Here is a 17,489-nt window from a genome sequence, read left to right on the forward strand (position 1 = left end):
GCGCGTTCGGCGTTGGTCGTTTCCCGGTCGGAGTCAGTAGGCGTGTGCCTCGGTCAACAGCAGGGCTCGAGACGTTCCGACATCCGTGAAGCGCCGTTCATCAGGGGCCACATGGCGCGCGTAGTGGTCGTCGGCGAACTCCTCGGCGAGCGCCGCCGCCGACGTGAAGGTGAGCGCGCCAACGCCGTCGTATCGCGTGCGCTCGAACCACGACGGCGGCGCGGTCGGCGCAGGCGTGTCCTCGATGCGCACCAGCCGCTTCGTCGTATGCGGGCCGCTGAGGGCGAGCTCCGCGTGGGCACCGGTCCAGTGGTCGACGAAGTCCTGGAAGCGGAGTCGGCGCAGCGCAACCGGCAGTACGAGGACCGTGACCGGGGATGTCCCGGCCGGGGGTTCCCGCTCCCACACGACCTGAGGCTCGCCGCCGACCGCGGCCGGGCGGCCAGCAAGCAGCGGGAGCCGTTCGGAAAGCCAGACGTGCTCGAACTCCCGCGACGCGACCCAGTCGGCGGCGTCGTTCTTGCGCCGCCACCAGGTCTCGATCGCCGCATCATAGGGTGCGGCGGGTGCACCCACGATCGGCGATGACGCCGCAATCGGGCGGTGCGCGACGTAGCGCGCGAGACCCGGTGCCACCACCGGGTCTCGTCGTTCGACCTCGAGCCACCGCTCGACGAAGTCCTCGTGCTCCAGGTCCGCGCGACGCGAGAGCAGGATCGTCAGCTTGTACGCGACGTCGCCCACCGGAGCCGACCTCAGTGCTTCCGCTTCCCCGCCCGCGCAGCCGTGTCGGCGATGCTCATGAGCAACGGGTTGCCGGCCGCCCACACGAACAGGTTCTGCGCGAGGGTCGAGCGCTTGGCTCCCGGGTCCTCATGGCCCATCTCGGGGTTCTTGTGGCAGGCGACCGGCACGTTCGTCATCAGCCGACGCAGGCAGGAGTTCGCATGATCGCACCAGACGATGTCGCGCTCGCGTCCTTCGATGACCTTGTTGGGATAGTCCGGGTCGGCCAGCAGCTGACGCGCCAGCATCGACGCATCGGCGATGCCCGTGGCGATCGCCTCGGCAGCCTGCCTCGGGTCGGGCGTGCTCGACAGGAAGAGCGGGATGTCGCCGACCGCGGCACGGAAGGCTTGGGGCTCGCCGTGCGCGATCATGTTCCCCGAGGCCGACGGCACGTTCTCGCCCATCGACTCGTAGTTGCCCTCCGAGAGCGAGATGAAGTCCACACCAGCCTTCACGATGTGCGACGCGACCTCGGCGAAGCCGTGCTCGTCCTGGCCGCCGGGCAGGTGGTCGTTGACGCTCATCCGGATGCCCACCGGGTAGTCGGGGCCGACCTCCGCTCGCACTGCGGCCACCGCATCCCGCAGGGCCCGCGCGCGGTTCTCGGCGGTGCCGCCGTACTCGTCGGTTCGGGTGTTCGCGTGCGGCGAGAGGAATGAAGAGTAGAAGTAGCACATGTGCGCGGCCACCTCGACGCCGTCGAAGCCGGCAGCCTTCGCACGGCGAGCCGAGGCGACGAGATCGGCCTCGAGGGCCTTGATCTCCTCGACGGTCGTCTCCCGCGGCCCCGGGATGACGCGGCCGCCGGGGATGTACACGTGGTCGGGGAGCCCGACGGCACCCATCACGACCGGCGTGGGGCTCGCCGCCGAGGGGAACTTGCCGTTGCGGGGCACGCCCATCCGGCCGAAGCTCGGGAAGAGCTGGGCGAAGACTGCGGCGCCGCCGTCATGCACGGCGTCGACGAGCCGGGCGAGGTCGGGGACGATCTCGTCCTTGTCGAAACGGATGTTGGGGAAGAACGGAGATTCGTTCCAGGCCCGTTCCGTCGCGACCGTCCCGCCCACCATGACGAGTGACGCCCCGCCCTTCGCGCGGCGCTTCAGGAAGGCGATGGACTGCTCGCTCGGCCGGCCATCGTCGGTGGGGCGCAGCACGGCCATCGGACCCAGGATGATCCGATTCTTGAGGACGAGCTTGTTGATCGTGAGCGGGCTCGAGAGCACCTCCCGCACGTTCACGTCCATCCGTTGTCCCAGTTCGTTCGCTTCCATGTGTCTCTCCTGACTCTCCGGGGCGTCAGCCCCACGTTTCGTGTTCATGGGCGGCCGCTCATCTGAGGGGCCGCATCAGCAGTGCGCGCAGATCGGCGCCTTCGGGCAACAGCCCGAGTTCGTCGCGGATGCCGGTCAGCGTGTCGAGGCCGTCGGGTTCGACCTCGACCAGCCCGGACTGCCACAGTGCCGAGAGGTAACGCGAGAGCTCCTCGTCTCCCACCAGGTCACCGCGGACGACGAGCCCTTGACCCGGGAACGCCGGGAACATCTGCTGCACGCTCGCGAGCTCCCGTTGGCCCGACGCACGCGCGTGCCCGTCGAACGGCGGCCCGAGCAGCGTGGCGTCGACGGCGCCTGCGAGCAGTGCGTCGTACCGTTGCTCGACGCCGCCGACCTCGAGGTAGTCGACGTCGGCCTTCGCCTGCCGGAGCAGGTACCGTGCGACGAGCGCGAACCCATTCGCGACGGCGTCCACGGCGAAGCGCCGCCCGTGGAGATCGCGGAGCGATTCGACTCCGGATCCGGCGAAGACGCCGAGCGGCGTCGTGCGCTCGACCTGCGCCACGAGGCGCACGTCGGCGCCGTCCCGGGTCCACTCGAAGAGGTTGTCGATCGCGGTGACGACCACGTCGAGCTCCCCGGCCAGCAGCCCCGCCAACTGCGCCGGGCTCCCGGCCGCACGCGACTCGATCACCTCGATCCCGTCGAGCAGCCCTCGCTCGCGCGCCTCCACGTGCGGTGGTGGCGGAACGAAGTACGACAGGTGCAGGGTCATCCGGTCGCCCCCACCGCTCGCGATGCATGCCAGGGAGCCGGCACACCGCTCGGGCCGCGCACGGCGGTGCGCTGGGTGCCGAGGCCGGTGATCGAGACCTCCATCACATCGCCAGCCACGAGGAATCGCTTCCAATGCGAGCCGTTCCCCGCAGGCGAGCCCGTGATGAGCAGGTCCCCCGGCCGCAGCTCGGCGACCGACGAGGCGTAGGCGATGAGCGCCCGCACGTCGAACGCCATGTCACGCGTGGAGCAATCCTGCATCACCGTGCCATTGAGGCGAAGCTGGATGCGCAGCGCCGATGGGTCTGGAACGAACCGCGCCGGCACGAGCATGGGGCCGACCGGGAAGAAGGTGGGCTGGTTCTTCGCCCGGAACCAGTCCGTGCCGATCTTCGCGATGTCGTCGCGCGGCACGAGCGAACGCGCCGTGATGTCGTTCACGATCACGTACCCGGCCACGTGGTCGAGCGCGTCCTCGACCGGCACCCGCCACGCGGGGCGTCCGATCACGACGCCGAGCTCCGCCTCCCAGTCGACGTGGTCCCCGAAGTCGGGCAGCCGCACGTCGTCGTAGGCGCCGCTCACCGCCGACGGGATGCCGGTCCAGATGTAGGGGTCGCCGGAGCGGACCCGGGCGTCGAGCTCGGCGGCCGCGTCGGCTCTCAGTTGCTCATCTGAGGCTCCCGCCTTCCCGAGCCTGTGCGCGACGCTCATCTCGATGATGTGCGCCCGGTAGTTCACGCCCGCGGCGAGGATCGGACCGGCCGGTTGCACCGGCGGAAGCACCCGAAGGGACTCGAGCGGGATGCCGGCGCGGCCGGTCTCCGCCTGCAACGCGTCGAGGTTCGCATCCCATTCGGCGAACAGGTCACCAGTGCGCCGCACGGCGGGCAGGATCACCCGGACGTCGATGACGCGGTCGTCGACGACCAGGCCGGGGAACTCCTCGCCGTCGGCGACGAACGTCCCCAGGGCGAACGGTGTGGGCCCGGCGGGCGCGCTGGAGTCGGGGGTCATGGCTCACACCGGCGGCGCGACGAAGAGGTGGTGGTTGTCGGAGTCGTTGAACATCTCCTTGGTGATGAACTCGTCCATGTCGCCGCCGGTGCCCCACTGGTCGGAGGTCTCAGGTTCCTGCACGTCGAAGATGTGCGGGTGCCAGGTGTCCTCGTCGATCATCTCGAGCTCGGTGGTCATCTCCATCGTGTTCCCGTTGGGGTCGATGAAGTAGGTGAAGGTGTTGTCACCAGCGGCGTGGCGACCGGGGCCCCAGATCTTCCGGTATCCGGCGCGCATCATGCGGCCGCTCCCTCGCATGTACTCGTCGAGGCCGCGCAACTCGAACGACGCGTGCTGCAGCGAGGCGTGCGGGCCGCGGGCGATGGCCATGGAGTGGTGCTGCGAGCTGCACCGCATGAAGTAGAAGAGGTCGCCGGCGTGCGGGTGGTTGAGTGTATCCGAGAGGCGGAAGCCGAGGTGCTTCTCGTACCAGGCCCGCATGTTCTCGGGTTGGCTCGAGTTCAGCACGACGTGCGAGAGGCGCACCGGGATGGCCTCGCGCTCCTCGATCTTGCGGTGCTCGCGCACCTCGACATCGGTCGAGACCTCGACCGTGCGTCCCTCGAGGTCGAAGAATCGGAATCCGTATCCGCCGCCGAGGGTTTTGAGATCGGTCGGCTCGAAGACGAGCTTCACGCCCGATGCGGTCAGGTTCTGCGCGAGCGTGTCGACCGCCGCGCGATCGGCGGCGCCGAAGGCCACCAGGTCGAGCCGCTTGTCGGTCGAGCGTCGCACGCGGGTCACGTACTGTTCGGGCGAGCCCTCGGCGGCGAAGTAGACGACGTCGCCGTCGTCGTGCTGCACGGTGAGTCCCCAGTGGTTCTTGTAGAACTCGATCTGCTGGTCGAAGTCGGGCACCGCGATATCGAAGTGGCGGATGTGGGTGATCGGGCTGAATGACATGACGTGCTCCTTCGGTGGAAGCTTCAATGGGTGACGGTCGCGGCGTGCGCGATCGCCGGGATCCGGCGGATGAGACGCTCGAGGTCGTCGGCGGTGTCGCCGACCCCGAGGATGTACCGGTCCGGGCGGATGACGACGGCCCTCGCGCCGGCGGCGGCGAGGATGTCGCCCACCTTGAGCGGGTCGAGCAGGGTCACGGTGTCACCGTCCTCGTCGAGGGCCGCCTTGAGTCCGGCGGGAAGGGCACTGTACAGTGCCCGGTCGGCGGCGACGACGAAGTGCGTGCCGACCATGTCGTCGAGACGGGTGCCGTCCTGGAGGATCGGCTGCACGCTGAGCTTGCCGGCGCGGTCGTCGCGGTCACCCTCGTGCAGGCCGGCGCCGAGGCCCGGGGAGGTCGGCACGGCGCTCGCCTCGGGGTGCGACCTGATGAAGGCGTCACGACCCGCGGCCACCTCGGGATCGGTGGTCTGGATCATCACGGCCTGGTCGGCTGCGGTCTTCACCCAGAAGGTGGCGTGCGGCTTGCGCTCGCTCTCGTAGGTCTCGAGCAACTCCTCGCCCGCGATTCCTCGCGCCACGAGGTCGAGCTTCCATACGAGGTTCTGCACGTCGCGGATGCCGGCGCAGAGGCCCTGCCCGAACAGCGGCGGCGCTTGGTGGGCGGCGTCCCCGGCGAGGAAGATGGCGTCCGCTCGCCACCGATCCGCGATACGCCCACGGAACGTGTAGACCGCTTGGCGATCGGGCTGGAACTTCCCCACCGGCAGGGCACCATGACTGATCCGTTCGACGGCGGCCGGCGTGACGATCTCCTGCGGGTCGTCGTCGGGCATGAGCATGAACTCCATCCGGACCCGGGTTCCCGGGAGCCGGAGCCAGAGCGCCGGACGCGTATACCGCCCGAACTGGATCATGTCGGCGTCGTAGCCGGGAGCGTTGGTGAGCTGGCCGTCCACGACGAGCCACTGCTCGTCCTCGCCGAACTTCTCGCTCTCGATGCCGAGCGCCTGCCGGACACCGGACCGCGCGCCGTCGGCGGCGATCGCCCAGCGAGCCCGGACGACCTGCTGACGGCCGGCATCGTCGGTGGCTGTGACCTCGACGCCGCCGTCGACGTTCTCGACCTTCGTGGCCGTGACGCCGCACCGGAGCTCGACTCCGGGCGTGCGGTCGACGACGGCACGGATGAGCGCCTCGACGTCGGGCTGGTGGAAGCTGATGTGGTCGTTCCACGCCTGGTCGCCGAGTCGGTCGGTCGGGGCGTGGACCAGCACCTCACCGGCCTCGTTGATGATCTGGACGTCCTTCATCGGGATCGTGACGGCCGCGAACTCCTCGGCGACGCCGAGTCGCTGCAGGGTGCGCATCGTCTCACCATCGAAGTGGACCGCACGCGCGGTGGGCCACATCTCCCGGTCCTTCTCGAGGCCGATCGCGGTCAGCCCGACCTGGCCGAGCAGCGCGAGCGCGGTCGTTCCGACCGGGCCACCTCCGATGACGACGACATCGACGTCGGTTCTCACAAGCACTCCTTTGTGTGCAATACGTTCCGTATCGGATGTTACGCGACAGTTCGTATCGATGCAATCCACTCTGGACGTTAGAGCGCCATCAAGAAACGTTGACTTGGCTATCTCCGTGATTAGGTTTTCGAATGACCTCGTCGCGCACGCGGGCAACGACTCCTCGCAGCCAGACGTGCTCCGCGTCGTGCTCGCGGTCAGAGTGCCACCAGAACGCATCGCGAACTGGGTCGAGATCCAGCGGTGGCACGACCAGGCGCAGCCGCGGCTCCGAGCGCACAGCCATGCGCGCGAAACCCTCGGGCACGAGGGCAACTCGATCGGTTCCGACGATGAGCGACGGCACGACGAAGAAGTGCGGCGTCGCGGCCACGACCGAGACGTCGATCCCGCGGAACTTGAGTTGCTGGGCCACCGGGGTCACTCCCTCGCGGGCGGGAAGCGTCTGCACCCAGGGCCGCGTGAGCAGTTCGTCGGCGGAGGGTTGCTCGCCGACTCCGGCTGCCGCATCGACGAGGCAGACCCAGGCCTCCGGCTCGAAATCCAGATGTGGCTGGTCCGTGACGTACCCGTGCGGAAGGATCGCGCCGTCGATCGTGCGCAGCGAGTCGGGGACCCCTGACACGAGACGTCCGTCGGCCGCTGGAAACTCGAACCGCACATTCGGCGCCTCGCGCTCCACGATCCTGGTCAGCGCCGGGGCGATCCGCACGATCATGTAGTCCACGCCGGCGATCGAGAACGTGCGCGTGCTCGTCACCGGGTCGAATCGCGACTTCAGCCGGAACACCTGCTCGGTCTCGGCGATGACCTGCGGGAGCGCGGCGAGCAGCCGCTCCCCCAGCGGCGTCAGCTCATGTCGATTGCCATGTCGTACGAGCAGAGGGTCCTCGTAGTGCGCGCGAAGTCGCGCGAGCGCGATCGACATCGACGGTTGCGAGATGCGCAGTCGTGCGGCCGCGCGCGTGACACTGCGCTCCTCGAGCAATGCCCGGAGGGGCCGCAGCAGGTTATAGTCCGCGTTGACCACGGCCTCACGCTATCGCGAACGCATACGCGCAGGCTGGAGGACGCTCACGCCCTCCAGACGGTCTTCAAGTTGCAGAACTCCCGGATGCCGACGGCGGCGAGCTCTCGGCCGAAGCCCGAGCGCTTGATCCCGCCGAAGGGCAAGTCCTGGTACGACACCGTCATCCCGTTGATGAACACGGCTCCAGCGTCGAGTTCGGCGAGGAACCGAGCCTCCTCATCGGAGTCGTTCGTCCACACCGCGCTCGAGAGGCCGAAGGTCGTCTGGTTTGCGATCCGCAGCGCGTCGTCGTTGTCGATCGCGCGATAGAGGGATGCAACGGGGCCGAACGCCTCCTCCTGCACGAGCCGCGCGTCATCCGGCAGATCGGCGATCACTGTCGGCGCATAGAACCATCCCGGAAGGTCGGGTGCGCTGCCCCCGGTGAGGATCGTGGCCCCCTTCGCCCGCGCGTCGTCGACGAGGTCGACGAGGTCTTGGCGACCGGCTTCGGTGGCGACGGGCCCGACCTCTGTCTCGGGAAGCAGTGGGTCGCCGACCTTCAGCGCAGCCATGCGTGCGGTGAACTCGGCGGCGAACTCGTCGTAGACATCGGCGTGCACGATGAAGCGCTTGCCGGCGATGCAGGACTGGCCGTTGTTGTTGATGCGGGCGCGCACCGCGGTCTCGGCCGCGGCCTTCACGTCGGCGCTCGCGAGCACGATGAAGGGGTCCGATCCGCCGAGCTCGAGCACGGCCTTCTTGACGTGGTCGCCCGCGGCCGCGGCGACCGACCGGCCGGCCGGCTCCGATCCCGTCAGGGTGACTGCCATGACCCGCGGGTCGGCGATGACCGCGGCCACCTCTCTCCCGCCGATCAGAAGGCTGCGGAACGATCCCTTCGGGAAGCCCGCGCGCTCGAACAGCGTGTCCAGCATGAGCGCTGACTGCGGCACGTTCGAGGCGTGCTTGAGCAGGCCGGCATTGCCGGCCATCAGGGCCGGTGCGGCGAACCGGATGACCTGCCAGAGCGGGTAGTTCCACGGCATCACGGCCAGCACCACGCCGAGCGGCTCGTAGCGGGTCCACGCCTTCGATGCGCCCACCTTCGACGGATCGTCGAGCGGCTGGTCGGCGAGGAAGGCTTCGGCGTTGTCGGCGTAGAACCGCATCGCCTTCACGCACTTGTGCACCTCGGCGACCGACTGCGCGATGGGCTTGCCCATCTCCACGGTGACGAGTTCGCCGAGGCCCTCGGCCTGGTCCTCCAGGATGGCGGCCGCGGCTCGCATCCACTCGGCCCGCTGCGCGAACGAGGTGCCGCGCAACGTACGAGCGGCGTCCGCCGACTCCGCGATCCGCTCGGCCACTTCAGCCGGGCTGTGCGGCTCGATGATGATCTCGGTCTTTCCGGTGGTCGGATTGACGGTGGCGATCGCCATGATGCTCTCTCTCGTTGAGACGATGTGGTGTGACCGAGTATAGTCGCATTACATACGATGCGTTTCGTATTGCTTGATGGATGCCGCAAGGGTCGCCACTGGGGCTCGAAACGCTGATCCCGAAGGAGTGATCCATGAGCGCCGACGGCGAACTGCCCGACCGCCTTCCCCTGTTCCTCACCGACGACGACGTCGAGCGGCTGTCCGACTGGGGCCGCGCGATCGTGGCGATCCGCGACGCGTACGCGACCGCCACTGACGAGAAGCGCACTCCCGGCCGCATCTTCGCCGACAGCGGCCGCGAGTGGATGCGCATCATGCCCTCGGTCCCCGCGAGCGGCAGGCTCTTCGGTGCGAAGTCGATCAACGGGTCCTTCGCCGACGGGCTGCGGGTGAGCTATCTCATCTCGCTGTTCGACAAGGACACCGCCGACCTTGTCGCACTGGTCGACGGCAACCGAGTGACGGGGCTTCGCACCGCCGCAACCACCGCTGTGGGCGCCGAGGCACTCACGCCGCGGCATCCGCTCACCGTTGGCGTAATCGGCTCCGGCTTCGAGGCGCGTTCCCACCTCACCGCATTCGCGCAGGTGCTCGAATTCGCTGAGGTGCGCGTCTACAGCCCGACGGAGCGGAACCGCGAGGCCTTCGCTGCAGAGTTCGATGGCAGGTTCGGCGCCCCCGTGCGTGCGGTGAGCGCGGCCGAGGTCGCGGTGCGGGGCGCCGACCTGGTGCTGTGCGCCGCCCGCTCGCGCGACGAGAGCCCGACCGTGCAAGCGGATTGGGTCGGCGAGGACGCGACCGTCGTCTCCATCGGCTCGACGACTCCCGCGCAACGCGAACTGCCCGCGGACCTCTTCTCCCGAGCATCCGTCGTCGTCGCCGACACCGTCGAGGAGGTCGTGCACGGCAGCGGCGACCTCATCGCCGCACGCGCCGCGGGGGTCGACGTCGACGCCCTGGTGATCCCCCTGTCGAGCGCGGTTGCCGGGGATCGCCCGATCGACGCAGCACGCGGCATCCGAATCTACAAGTCCACCGGCTCGGGGCTGCAGGACGTCGTGGTCGCCGAGATGCTCTACGACCGCGCCCGCAGCGAGGGGCTCGGCACCGAGCTGCCCGTCGGCATCGTGACCACCCGCAAGTAAGGAAGCAGAGACATGGTCGACTACACGAAGAGCGAGGCCCGAGCGTGGGCCAAGCAGAACTGGAACGGCTGCATCGCCGTCACGATGCCCTCGTACACCCCCGACTTCTCGAAGATCAACGAGAATGCGATCCGTCACGACATCTTGAAGCTCAAGGAGCTCGGATACGCGGGCACGCTCCTCATCACCGAGCTCAACATCACGCCCGAAGAGAACGCACGGGTGACGGCCGTCGCACGAGAAGCCGCAGGCCCCGACTTCCAGCTGTTCTTCCATGCCGCCTTCAACACGCTCGAAGAGAACATCCACGCGCTGTCGCTCGCGGAGAAGGAGGGCGTCGACAGCGTGCTCATCTCGTACCCGACGGCCTTCTGGCCGACGAGCCATGATGAGGTGTTCGACTACACCAAGCGGCTCGCCGACTCGACCGACCTCGGTGCCATGCTCTTCGGACTCCCGGCATGGGGCTTCGAGCGCATCGACCCTGCCGGCATGCCGGTGCCCTTCGTGCGCAGGGTGCTCGACGAGATCCCCAACATCGTCGCGATCAAGGCCGAGCAGGGGTATCCGACCATCGGCGGAGTCATGGAGATGTACCACCACTTCCGAGAGGAAGTGGTCATCTCGTGCCCGATCGAATCCGAGACGATCCCGCTGATGTCGGTGCTCGACTTCCACTTCTCCGGCACGAGCAACACCAACTGGATGAGCGACTACTTCCCCCGAGCCTTCAACCTCGCGCGCGAAGGCAAGTGGGAGGAGGCCATGGAGCTGTGGTGGCAGGTCGCTCCCGCCCGTGCCGCGAACGTCGCGATCCTCACGGGCTCCTCGGTCGGGACCACGGTCATCAACCGCACCGGCTGGAAGTACCAGGAGTGGCTCGCGGGCTTCAATGGCGGGGCGCTCCGTGCGCCGGCCCCGCGGATCCCCGACCGCCTCATGAAGCAGGCGCGCCAAGCGCTCGTCGCATCGGGGCTCCCGGTCACCGAGCTGCCCGACAGCGAGTTCGTGAAGGGCCGCACGCAGGCCTGAACGACGAGCGGGGCCCGGGCGAAGTTGATTCTGCCCGGGCCCCGCTCTCGTGGGTGCTGACTTCGTGTGGGATGTCGCGGGCTGCAGGCCATCCCAGATCGAGATCAGGGTCTCTTGGTGGCGCGAGCCATCCCCCGGTAGCTGGCGACCACGGTTCCATCAGCGGTGACGGTGACGTCGATGACGGCGCGACGGTCGTCGGCCCAACTCGCCGCTGCCACCGCCTCCAGTCGCTGACCGAGGCGGCTCGGTGCCAGGTAGTGGATCTGAGCGTCGCCCGTGGCGGCGTGCGGGATGAGCGTGTTCGCCGCCATTGCGAACGCCTGGTCGGCGACGGCGAAGACGATCGCCCCGTGTGCCATGTCGTTGGCGTTGACATGCCCGGGACCCACGACGAGTGAGACGACGGCCCGCCCTTCGGTGGCCTCCTCGATCGTGAAGCCGAACCATGCGAACGAGGGTTCGTTCTCGAGCACCCCCTGGATGAACGGATCGACGATGCCCATCAGCGGAGCCGCTCCAGCACGAGTGCCATGCCCTGTCCCCCACCCACGCAGAGGGTGGCGAGGCCGAGCGTGCCGTCACGCTCCTGCAGCGCATTGATCAGGGTGCCGGTGAGCCGGACCCCGGTCGCACCGAACGGATGCCCGATGGCGATCGCGCCGCCGTGCACGTTGACGCGATCGGGGTCGGCGCCGAGTTGGCGTACGACCGGAACCACCTGGGCCGCGAACGCCTCGTTCAGCTCGATGAGGTCGAGGTCATCGACGGTCAGGCCCAGTCGACCGAGAACCTTGCGGGTCGCGTCGACGGGACCCAGGCCCATGATCTCGGGCGAGAGCGCCGTCGCGCCGGCGCCGAGAATCCGAGCGAGCGGCGTGAGACCGAGTTCCGCTGCCCTGGCAGCGCTCATGAGCACCGCCGCGGAGGCGCCGTCGTTGAGTGGACTCGCGTTGCCGGCCGTCACGGTGCCGGCCTCGTGGAAGGCGGGGGTCAGTGCGGCCAGTCCCTCGAGGGTCGTGTTGGGTCGGGGGCCGTCATCCGTCGCGACGATGCTGCCGTCGGCGCGGGTGTAGGGCGCGATCTCGCGTTCGAAGAAGCCTGCGTCGAGCGCGGCGGCGGTGCGGCGCTGCGACTGCAGTGCCCACTCGTCCTGATCGCGGCGTGTGGTACCCGTGAGGCGAGCGACGAACTCGGCGGTCTTCCCCATCGCGATGTAGACGTCGGGCGCGAGGCCGTCGCCACGGGGATCGCTCCACTCCCCTGCCGCGGCGAAGATCTCGTCGGCGCGGGCGGCTGGGACATCCGACCTCGGATAGAGGTGTGTGGGAATCGGCGGGGTACTCGACGTCGACTCCATGCCGCCGACGAGGAACGCGTCGCCGTCACCCGCCCGGATGGCGCGCGCGGCCCCGGCGACCGCCTGCATCGATGAGGCGCAGAAGCGGTTGACCGTGGCGCCGGGCAACCCATCCAGCCCCGCATAGACCGCGACGCGCCTGGCGGCGTTGTCACCCTGGGCGCCCTCAGGCACGGCCGTGCCGAGGTAGAAGTCCTCGAGGGTTGCGGGATCGAGCATGGGAACGTCGCCGAGCGCGCCCCTCACGGCAGCCAATGCGAGGTCCTCGGGGCGCTCAGCTGCCAAGGAGCCTTTTCGCGCACGGCCGAATGCGGTGCGCTTGTAGGCGACGACGACCGCGTCGTTCGGAGAAGCCTGCTTTGTCACGGCATTCACGCCTTATCTGCTCGAGGGCAATTGTTCGAGTCGTATCGTATCGTATCTGGCCAAGCGCGCAGTGTGTTCGATCCCTCAGATGGGGCGAGAGACTCGAGGGACGTCAGCAGCCTCTCGCCCGCCTCCACAGCAACAGAACGGAGGTCAGGAAAAAACCTGATCAGAAGTCATTTGTAGGGCGGACGGGACTTGAACCCGTGACCGATGGAACTCCTAGGCCCTCGACTGGCCATCTCGGCGCAAGCCGGGACTTCTCGAATAATCTCGCCGTGGTCAGGAATTCCTTGCCGCGGTGGTTGCTGTCGGATCTCGATGCTACCCGATGAGCTCGGGCGTCCTCGGGCCATCTCGGGTCAAAAGTATTGGATAAACGTGCGCGGATCAAATCACCGGCCGAGCCAGCCCAATTCACAGCCTCGGTATTCGACATAGGAGGAACCCTACATTCACTCGCGTTACTCACGCCTCCGGAGCCGCCGGGATATCTCAGTTCGGCGTCCGGGCGGCGGGCTGACCGGTCTCCGCAAACCGCCTGCGCCGAGGCGCTCGCCACTTCATCCCAGGAAGACATCTGGAACACACCGAGCGGTCGAGTGATTCACCCGAAGGACGACGTTGAGCTGGCAGGAATTCTATAACCACGAGCGAGTTCAGAATCGAAGAAGACAAGGAGACTATCTGGAGAATAGGCGAACGCCGAACCGTCAGCCTCTCCGAGCGCGATAACGACACTCGATCCATTCGAAAGGTCGAGGCGGAATGACCACGGCATCTCCGGGCAGCCTTCATTCGGAACGTGCCAAGTTACAGCGATTCCGACAATCGAGCCTCCAAGTTGGCTCATCCAATCGGGGATCGAACTCACATCCAAGAGGTCCCCGTTGGCGATCGAGTCAGGCATCCCGGAGACAGTCAGCTCGACGGCCAGTCCTTCCCGCAAGCCATCCATCGCCCAGGAAAAGACCAGCCAACTATTGGAGCCCAATCGAATCCAGACTGATTGGTCGACCTCATGGACACGCAAGCTTCGATGGCCATCCGGCCAATGACCGCCTGCAGGGACTTCGTAGAACACGGCCGAAATGGGTTCACCAAGAGCGGGCGAGAGCACATCCGCAAGGAACGCGTCGTCGACATCCGCCCCCCAAGGCTGGACTTTCATCTAGTACCGCCCGAAGTACTGAAATAGACCGTTGGAATCAAAAGTAGCACCCAGTCCACGACCGCCCGCTGGGTCGGGCATGATGTATCGCTGGCCGCCTGGGAAGTTCCCCGTCGTCACCTGCGAGCGCACGGTCGCGGGGTTGGTGAGTATATCGTCGAGGAGGTTCTGCCCCGTGGAGTTCAGTTCTCGTCCGGGAACGACCGACAGATCACCCTTGTTCATGTGTTTCTGATACTCGTAGCCCGCCCGTGTGAGATTGTTCTTTGCTTCACGCATCCCGCTCTGTGAGAGAGAATCCAGATCCCACTGCGCTTTGTCTGAACTGTCTCTTCCTGCATTCGGCTTCGATGGAACTCCGGTGAAGAGGCACGTAGCGTCGTCCGGCGGGCAGGGGTTGGGGTCGGCGGGTGTGGACACCTCGACCTGTGCCGCCGCTTCGCGCTTGTGATTCGCGTCGGCGCAAGAGTCGGTGGAGGAGCCGCACATCATCAGTACGCCCCCGACCGACAAGGCCGAGCCACCGGCAGCACCGACTGCTCCCCACGTCAACCCGCCGAAGAGTGCTTCGAGCAGCGACGCCCCCGCGGCCGTCGCCGGCAACGCGACGACGCTCGCCGAGCTGACCGGTGGGGCCACCGTCTTTGGCGGTGAAGCCTGAACGGTTCCGTTTGCCTTGGACTTGAAGGATTTCCCGTTGATGTCCTCGTAGTCGGTGGCGCCGAGGGCGAGGAGGCCGGTTGGGTCGGAGCGGGTCACCGGATTGTTCTTCGCGTAGGCGTACGCGTTCCACTGTTGTGGGTCGTTCAGGTCGAGGATGGGGTCGACGCTGATGAAGCCGCCGATGTTCTCGTCGTAGTAGCGGGCACCGACTTGGGTGAGTCCAGTGGTCCCGTCGCGGGTCTTCCCGAGGAACTGGCGATCGCCTGGGATTGTCGACGCGCTCGCGGTGCCACGGGTGCCACCGAATGGGTCCGTGTACAACCTGTTGATCGCGGTCGTGGCTGGGTGGCCGCCGTTCGGGATCGCTGCGACTGGCGTGCCGTGGTGGTCGGCGACGAGTGAGGTGACACCGTTGCCGAGGCCGCGGTCGGTGCGCACCGCGACGGTGTTGCCGGCGAACGAGTAGTACCTGGTCGCCTTTACCGTTCCGTTTGAGGTGATGTGGATCTCTTGGCCGCTGGCGTAGACGGTGGTGCCGGTCGTGTCGGTGCGGACGATGCGGTTCCCGTCGGCGTCATAGACGAACGAGGCGCCGCCGGTTCCAGTGAGTTCACCCTCGGCGTCCCACGTGGAGGCAGTCGTCGTACCGCCTGTGGCGACGCTGGTCCGGTTCCCGGCCGCGTCGTAGCCGTAGGTGGTGCTCGTGCCGGACACCGTGGCGCTGGTGACCGCGTGCGGGCCTGCCGCGCCGTCGCCGTGCGCATATGTGGTGGTGGTCGCAGTGCCGCTTGCCGCTGTGGTGGTCTGTTTGGTGCGGTTGCCGAGGACGTCGTAGGTGTAGTTCGTCCAGTACGGTGCCGCGCCACCCATCGCGCCAGCGGTGGGGGCTTGGGTGCAGTCGGCGTTGGCGGGCGTCCATGCGGTCTGCAGGCGTGCGTGGCCGTCGTAGTTGAAGCACTGGTTGTCTTGGAACCCGGCACCGGCCAGTGGTGGGCTGGTTGGGGTGTCTTTGATGCTGGTGACGTTCCCGGCTTGGTCGTAGGTGTAGTGCAGGTCGAGTTCGGTGCCGTTGATGCGTTCCCGGTCCAGGCTGATCCCCGACAGCCGCTTGGTGCCGTCTTCGTACCGGTACGACACGGCGGCGCCGTAGGTGTTGCCGAGGTCGGTGAGCAGGGGGCGGCCGTCGGCGGCGAATTGGGACGTGGCGACATAGACGCCCCATCCGAAGCCGCCGCTCATCCATGACGGCATCGACGAGGCGGCGTCGTAGACGGTGGTGACGGTCTCGGCGCCGAGGATCGTCTTGCCGGCCGTGTTCTTGATGGCGGGGTAGGTGAGTTTCGCGGGCTGCCCGTCGACGGTGTACTCGACCTTGGTGCTCAACGTGCGGGTTGCAAGGTTGGTGAACGCGCCCGCGTTCGGTAGCACGAGGCTGGTCTGGGTTGGCCGGTACGCGGTGTCCCAGGCATCCGTGCGGGTGACGTACGCCTGCCCGGCGACGTACCGGGTCGACGACGTCAGGACGCCCTTGAGGACGGTGTCGTATTCCCATGACGCTCGCACCGTGCCGGTCGGGGACCCGTCGCGGACGCTGGTGGTGCGGCCGAGGGCGTCGTACGTGTAGCCGAGGGTCTGCCCGTTCCCGTTCGTCCGAGTCGTTACTCGGCCGAGCACGTCATACGACGTGGTCGAGGTCCCGGCGTCGGGGTCGGAAGCGGTGATCTGCCGGCCTGCCCAGTCGTAGGCGTACGACCACGAGTTCGCGCTCGGGTCGGTCATGCCGGTGAGTCGGCCGGCGGGGTCGTACGCGTAGGTCGTGGTCGTGGGGTTCGGGAGCGCGGTCACCAATGCTGGGGTGGTCGCAGCGGCGTTCGTGTCGGGGTCGCGCTGGTATTGGGTCAGCGTGATGGTGCGACCCCGGGCGTCGACGGTCGTGGCGGTCGGGGTGCCGCCCATCGGCGGGATCTGCAGCGTGGTCGCCCCGTTGTAGTCCGTGGTGGTGCGCCACATCTCGTGGGTGGGGTTGGAGTCGGTGTGGACCCAGAAGATCTGCGCGGTCTGACGTCCCGCGTTGTCGTACACGAACGTGGTGTGCCCCGACGTGTCCGCGGGCTTGACCTCGGGGGTCGCGGACACGGCACCCTGCACCCACCAGGGTTCGGTCTGTTCGATGATCCGGCCGGCGGAGTCGTAGCGGGTGTGCGCGACCATCCGTCCCTGATCGGATGTCCCGGTGCCGCGTCCTTGCTGCTGAGTCTGGAACGGTCGCAGCAGGGCGTCGTAGAGCACGGCGCTCGCGTGCTGGCGTTTCCCATCCGCGGACAGCGTTTTCGTGACGACCGCGTTCAGCCCGTTCGGCTGCACGGTGTACTCGTACACCACGGACGGGAACTGGGCGGTGGTGTGCTGTGGGTAGATGACCGATGTGAGACGTCCGAGCGCGTCATACACGCCGGTCGTGGTGCGTCCGTTCGCGTCGGTCGAGGAGACCGGGACCCCGAGGATCGGGTCGAACTGGGTCGTCGTGGCATGCGTCAGCGGGTTCGTCGTGGTGGTCTTCGTAACGAGGCCGCCTGCGGACTGGGTGTACCCGGTGGTGGTGGCCTGCCCGGCGGCATCCGTGGTCGTGGTGACCCGGCCGCGGGTGTCGTACGCGACGGCCGCGGTCTGGATGTACCCGTCGCCATCTTGCGGGTCGATGGTCTCGGTCTTCGTCGGCCGGCCGGAGGTGTCGTACGTGATCTTCGACGCGGACACCACATCGGCCGGCCGAGATGCTTGCTGGTCGCACGCGATAGAGAGCGTCTCGACGGCGGCCGGGAGGGCCACCAGGTGTTTGACTGCCAGGGTTGTGTCGGTGGCGTGGGCGTATGTGGTCGTGGTGCACAGGTCGTCGGCGGCGGTGCTGGTGTCGCCCCGGTCGTCGACCTTCGTCGGCTGGCTGTATTCGTTGAACGTGGTCGTCGT

14 protein-coding genes are annotated in these 17,489 nt (G+C 67.6%); 2 read left to right on the forward strand and 12 right to left on the reverse strand.

The genetic code is table 11. The features are described from left to right. Positions 1-33: 33 nt before the first annotated feature. The 8 genes from AB0K73_RS07575 to AB0K73_RS07610 form a co-directional block, all read right to left on the reverse strand. On the reverse strand, positions 34-744 hold the full coding sequence (locus AB0K73_RS07575) for an EthD domain-containing protein (RefSeq protein WP_360512249.1): 711 nt from the start codon (positions 742-744) through the stop codon (positions 34-36). A gap of 11 nt (positions 745-755) precedes the next feature. Then, positions 756-2,063 carry an NADH:flavin oxidoreductase gene (locus AB0K73_RS07580; RefSeq protein WP_360512251.1) on the reverse strand — a complete coding sequence of 436 codons (1,308 nt, stop codon included), beginning with the start codon at positions 2,061-2,063 and terminating at the stop codon, positions 756-758. 58 nt (positions 2,064-2,121) lie between these two features. Beyond that, a complete protein-coding gene (locus AB0K73_RS07585; protein WP_360512253.1) occupies positions 2,122-2,841 on the reverse strand; it encodes an ABC transporter substrate-binding protein in 720 nt (239 codons plus the stop codon). Then, on the reverse strand, positions 2,838-3,860 hold the full coding sequence (locus tag AB0K73_RS07590; RefSeq protein WP_360512255.1) for a fumarylacetoacetate hydrolase family protein: 1,023 nt from the start codon (positions 3,858-3,860) through the stop codon (positions 2,838-2,840). The genes AB0K73_RS07585 and AB0K73_RS07590 overlap by 4 nt, the downstream gene beginning before the upstream one ends. Before the next feature lie 3 nt (positions 3,861-3,863). Further along, the gene (locus AB0K73_RS07595) at positions 3,864-4,805 is read right to left on the reverse strand and encodes a VOC family protein (protein WP_360512257.1); all 942 of its coding nucleotides are present in this window, start codon (positions 4,803-4,805) and stop codon (positions 3,864-3,866) included. A gap of 23 nt (positions 4,806-4,828) precedes the next feature. Then, entirely contained in the window at positions 4,829-6,331 is a 1,503-nt protein-coding gene (locus tag AB0K73_RS07600; protein ID WP_360512259.1) for a bifunctional 3-(3-hydroxy-phenyl)propionate/3-hydroxycinnamic acid hydroxylase, read from the reverse strand. An 88-nt stretch (positions 6,332-6,419) separates the two neighbouring features. Next, positions 6,420-7,361, reverse strand: a complete 942-nt coding sequence (locus tag AB0K73_RS07605; RefSeq protein ID WP_360512261.1) for a LysR family transcriptional regulator — start codon at positions 7,359-7,361, stop codon at positions 6,420-6,422. 44 nt (positions 7,362-7,405) lie between these two features. Further along, a complete protein-coding gene (locus tag AB0K73_RS07610; protein ID WP_360512263.1) occupies positions 7,406-8,782 on the reverse strand; it encodes an aldehyde dehydrogenase family protein in 1,377 nt (458 codons plus the stop codon). A 134-nt stretch (positions 8,783-8,916) separates the two neighbouring features. On the opposite strand from AB0K73_RS07610, the gene AB0K73_RS07615 reads away from it, so the two are divergent. Both AB0K73_RS07615 and AB0K73_RS07620 read left to right on the forward strand, forming a co-directional pair. Beyond that, positions 8,917-9,930 carry an ornithine cyclodeaminase family protein gene (locus tag AB0K73_RS07615; protein ID WP_360512265.1) on the forward strand — a complete coding sequence of 338 codons (1,014 nt, stop codon included), beginning with the start codon at positions 8,917-8,919 and terminating at the stop codon, positions 9,928-9,930. A gap of 12 nt (positions 9,931-9,942) precedes the next feature. Next, positions 9,943-10,962, forward strand: a complete 1,020-nt coding sequence (locus AB0K73_RS07620; RefSeq protein WP_360512267.1) for a dihydrodipicolinate synthase family protein — start codon at positions 9,943-9,945, stop codon at positions 10,960-10,962. A gap of 104 nt (positions 10,963-11,066) precedes the next feature. Here the strand turns inward: AB0K73_RS07620 and AB0K73_RS07625 are convergent, their stop codons facing one another. From AB0K73_RS07625 to AB0K73_RS07640, 4 genes are all read right to left on the reverse strand, one after another. After that, entirely contained in the window at positions 11,067-11,468 is a 402-nt protein-coding gene (locus tag AB0K73_RS07625) for a hotdog domain-containing protein (RefSeq protein WP_360512269.1), read from the reverse strand. After that, on the reverse strand, positions 11,468-12,697 hold the full coding sequence (locus tag AB0K73_RS07630) for an acetyl-CoA C-acyltransferase (RefSeq protein WP_360512271.1): 1,230 nt from the start codon (positions 12,695-12,697) through the stop codon (positions 11,468-11,470). The genes AB0K73_RS07625 and AB0K73_RS07630 overlap by 1 nt, the downstream gene beginning before the upstream one ends. A gap of 598 nt (positions 12,698-13,295) precedes the next feature. Continuing rightward, positions 13,296-13,859, reverse strand: coding sequence for a hypothetical protein (locus AB0K73_RS07635; protein WP_360512273.1), 564 nt, complete (start codon positions 13,857-13,859; stop codon positions 13,296-13,298). Then, positions 13,860-17,279, reverse strand: coding sequence for an RHS repeat-associated core domain-containing protein (locus tag AB0K73_RS07640; protein WP_364775052.1), 3,420 nt, complete (start codon positions 17,277-17,279; stop codon positions 13,860-13,862). Positions 17,280-17,489 lie beyond the last annotated feature (210 nt).

The sequence above is a fragment of the Agromyces sp. NPDC052230 genome (assembly GCF_040679595.1).
Taxonomy (GTDB): domain Bacteria; phylum Actinomycetota; class Actinomycetes; order Actinomycetales; family Microbacteriaceae; genus Agromyces.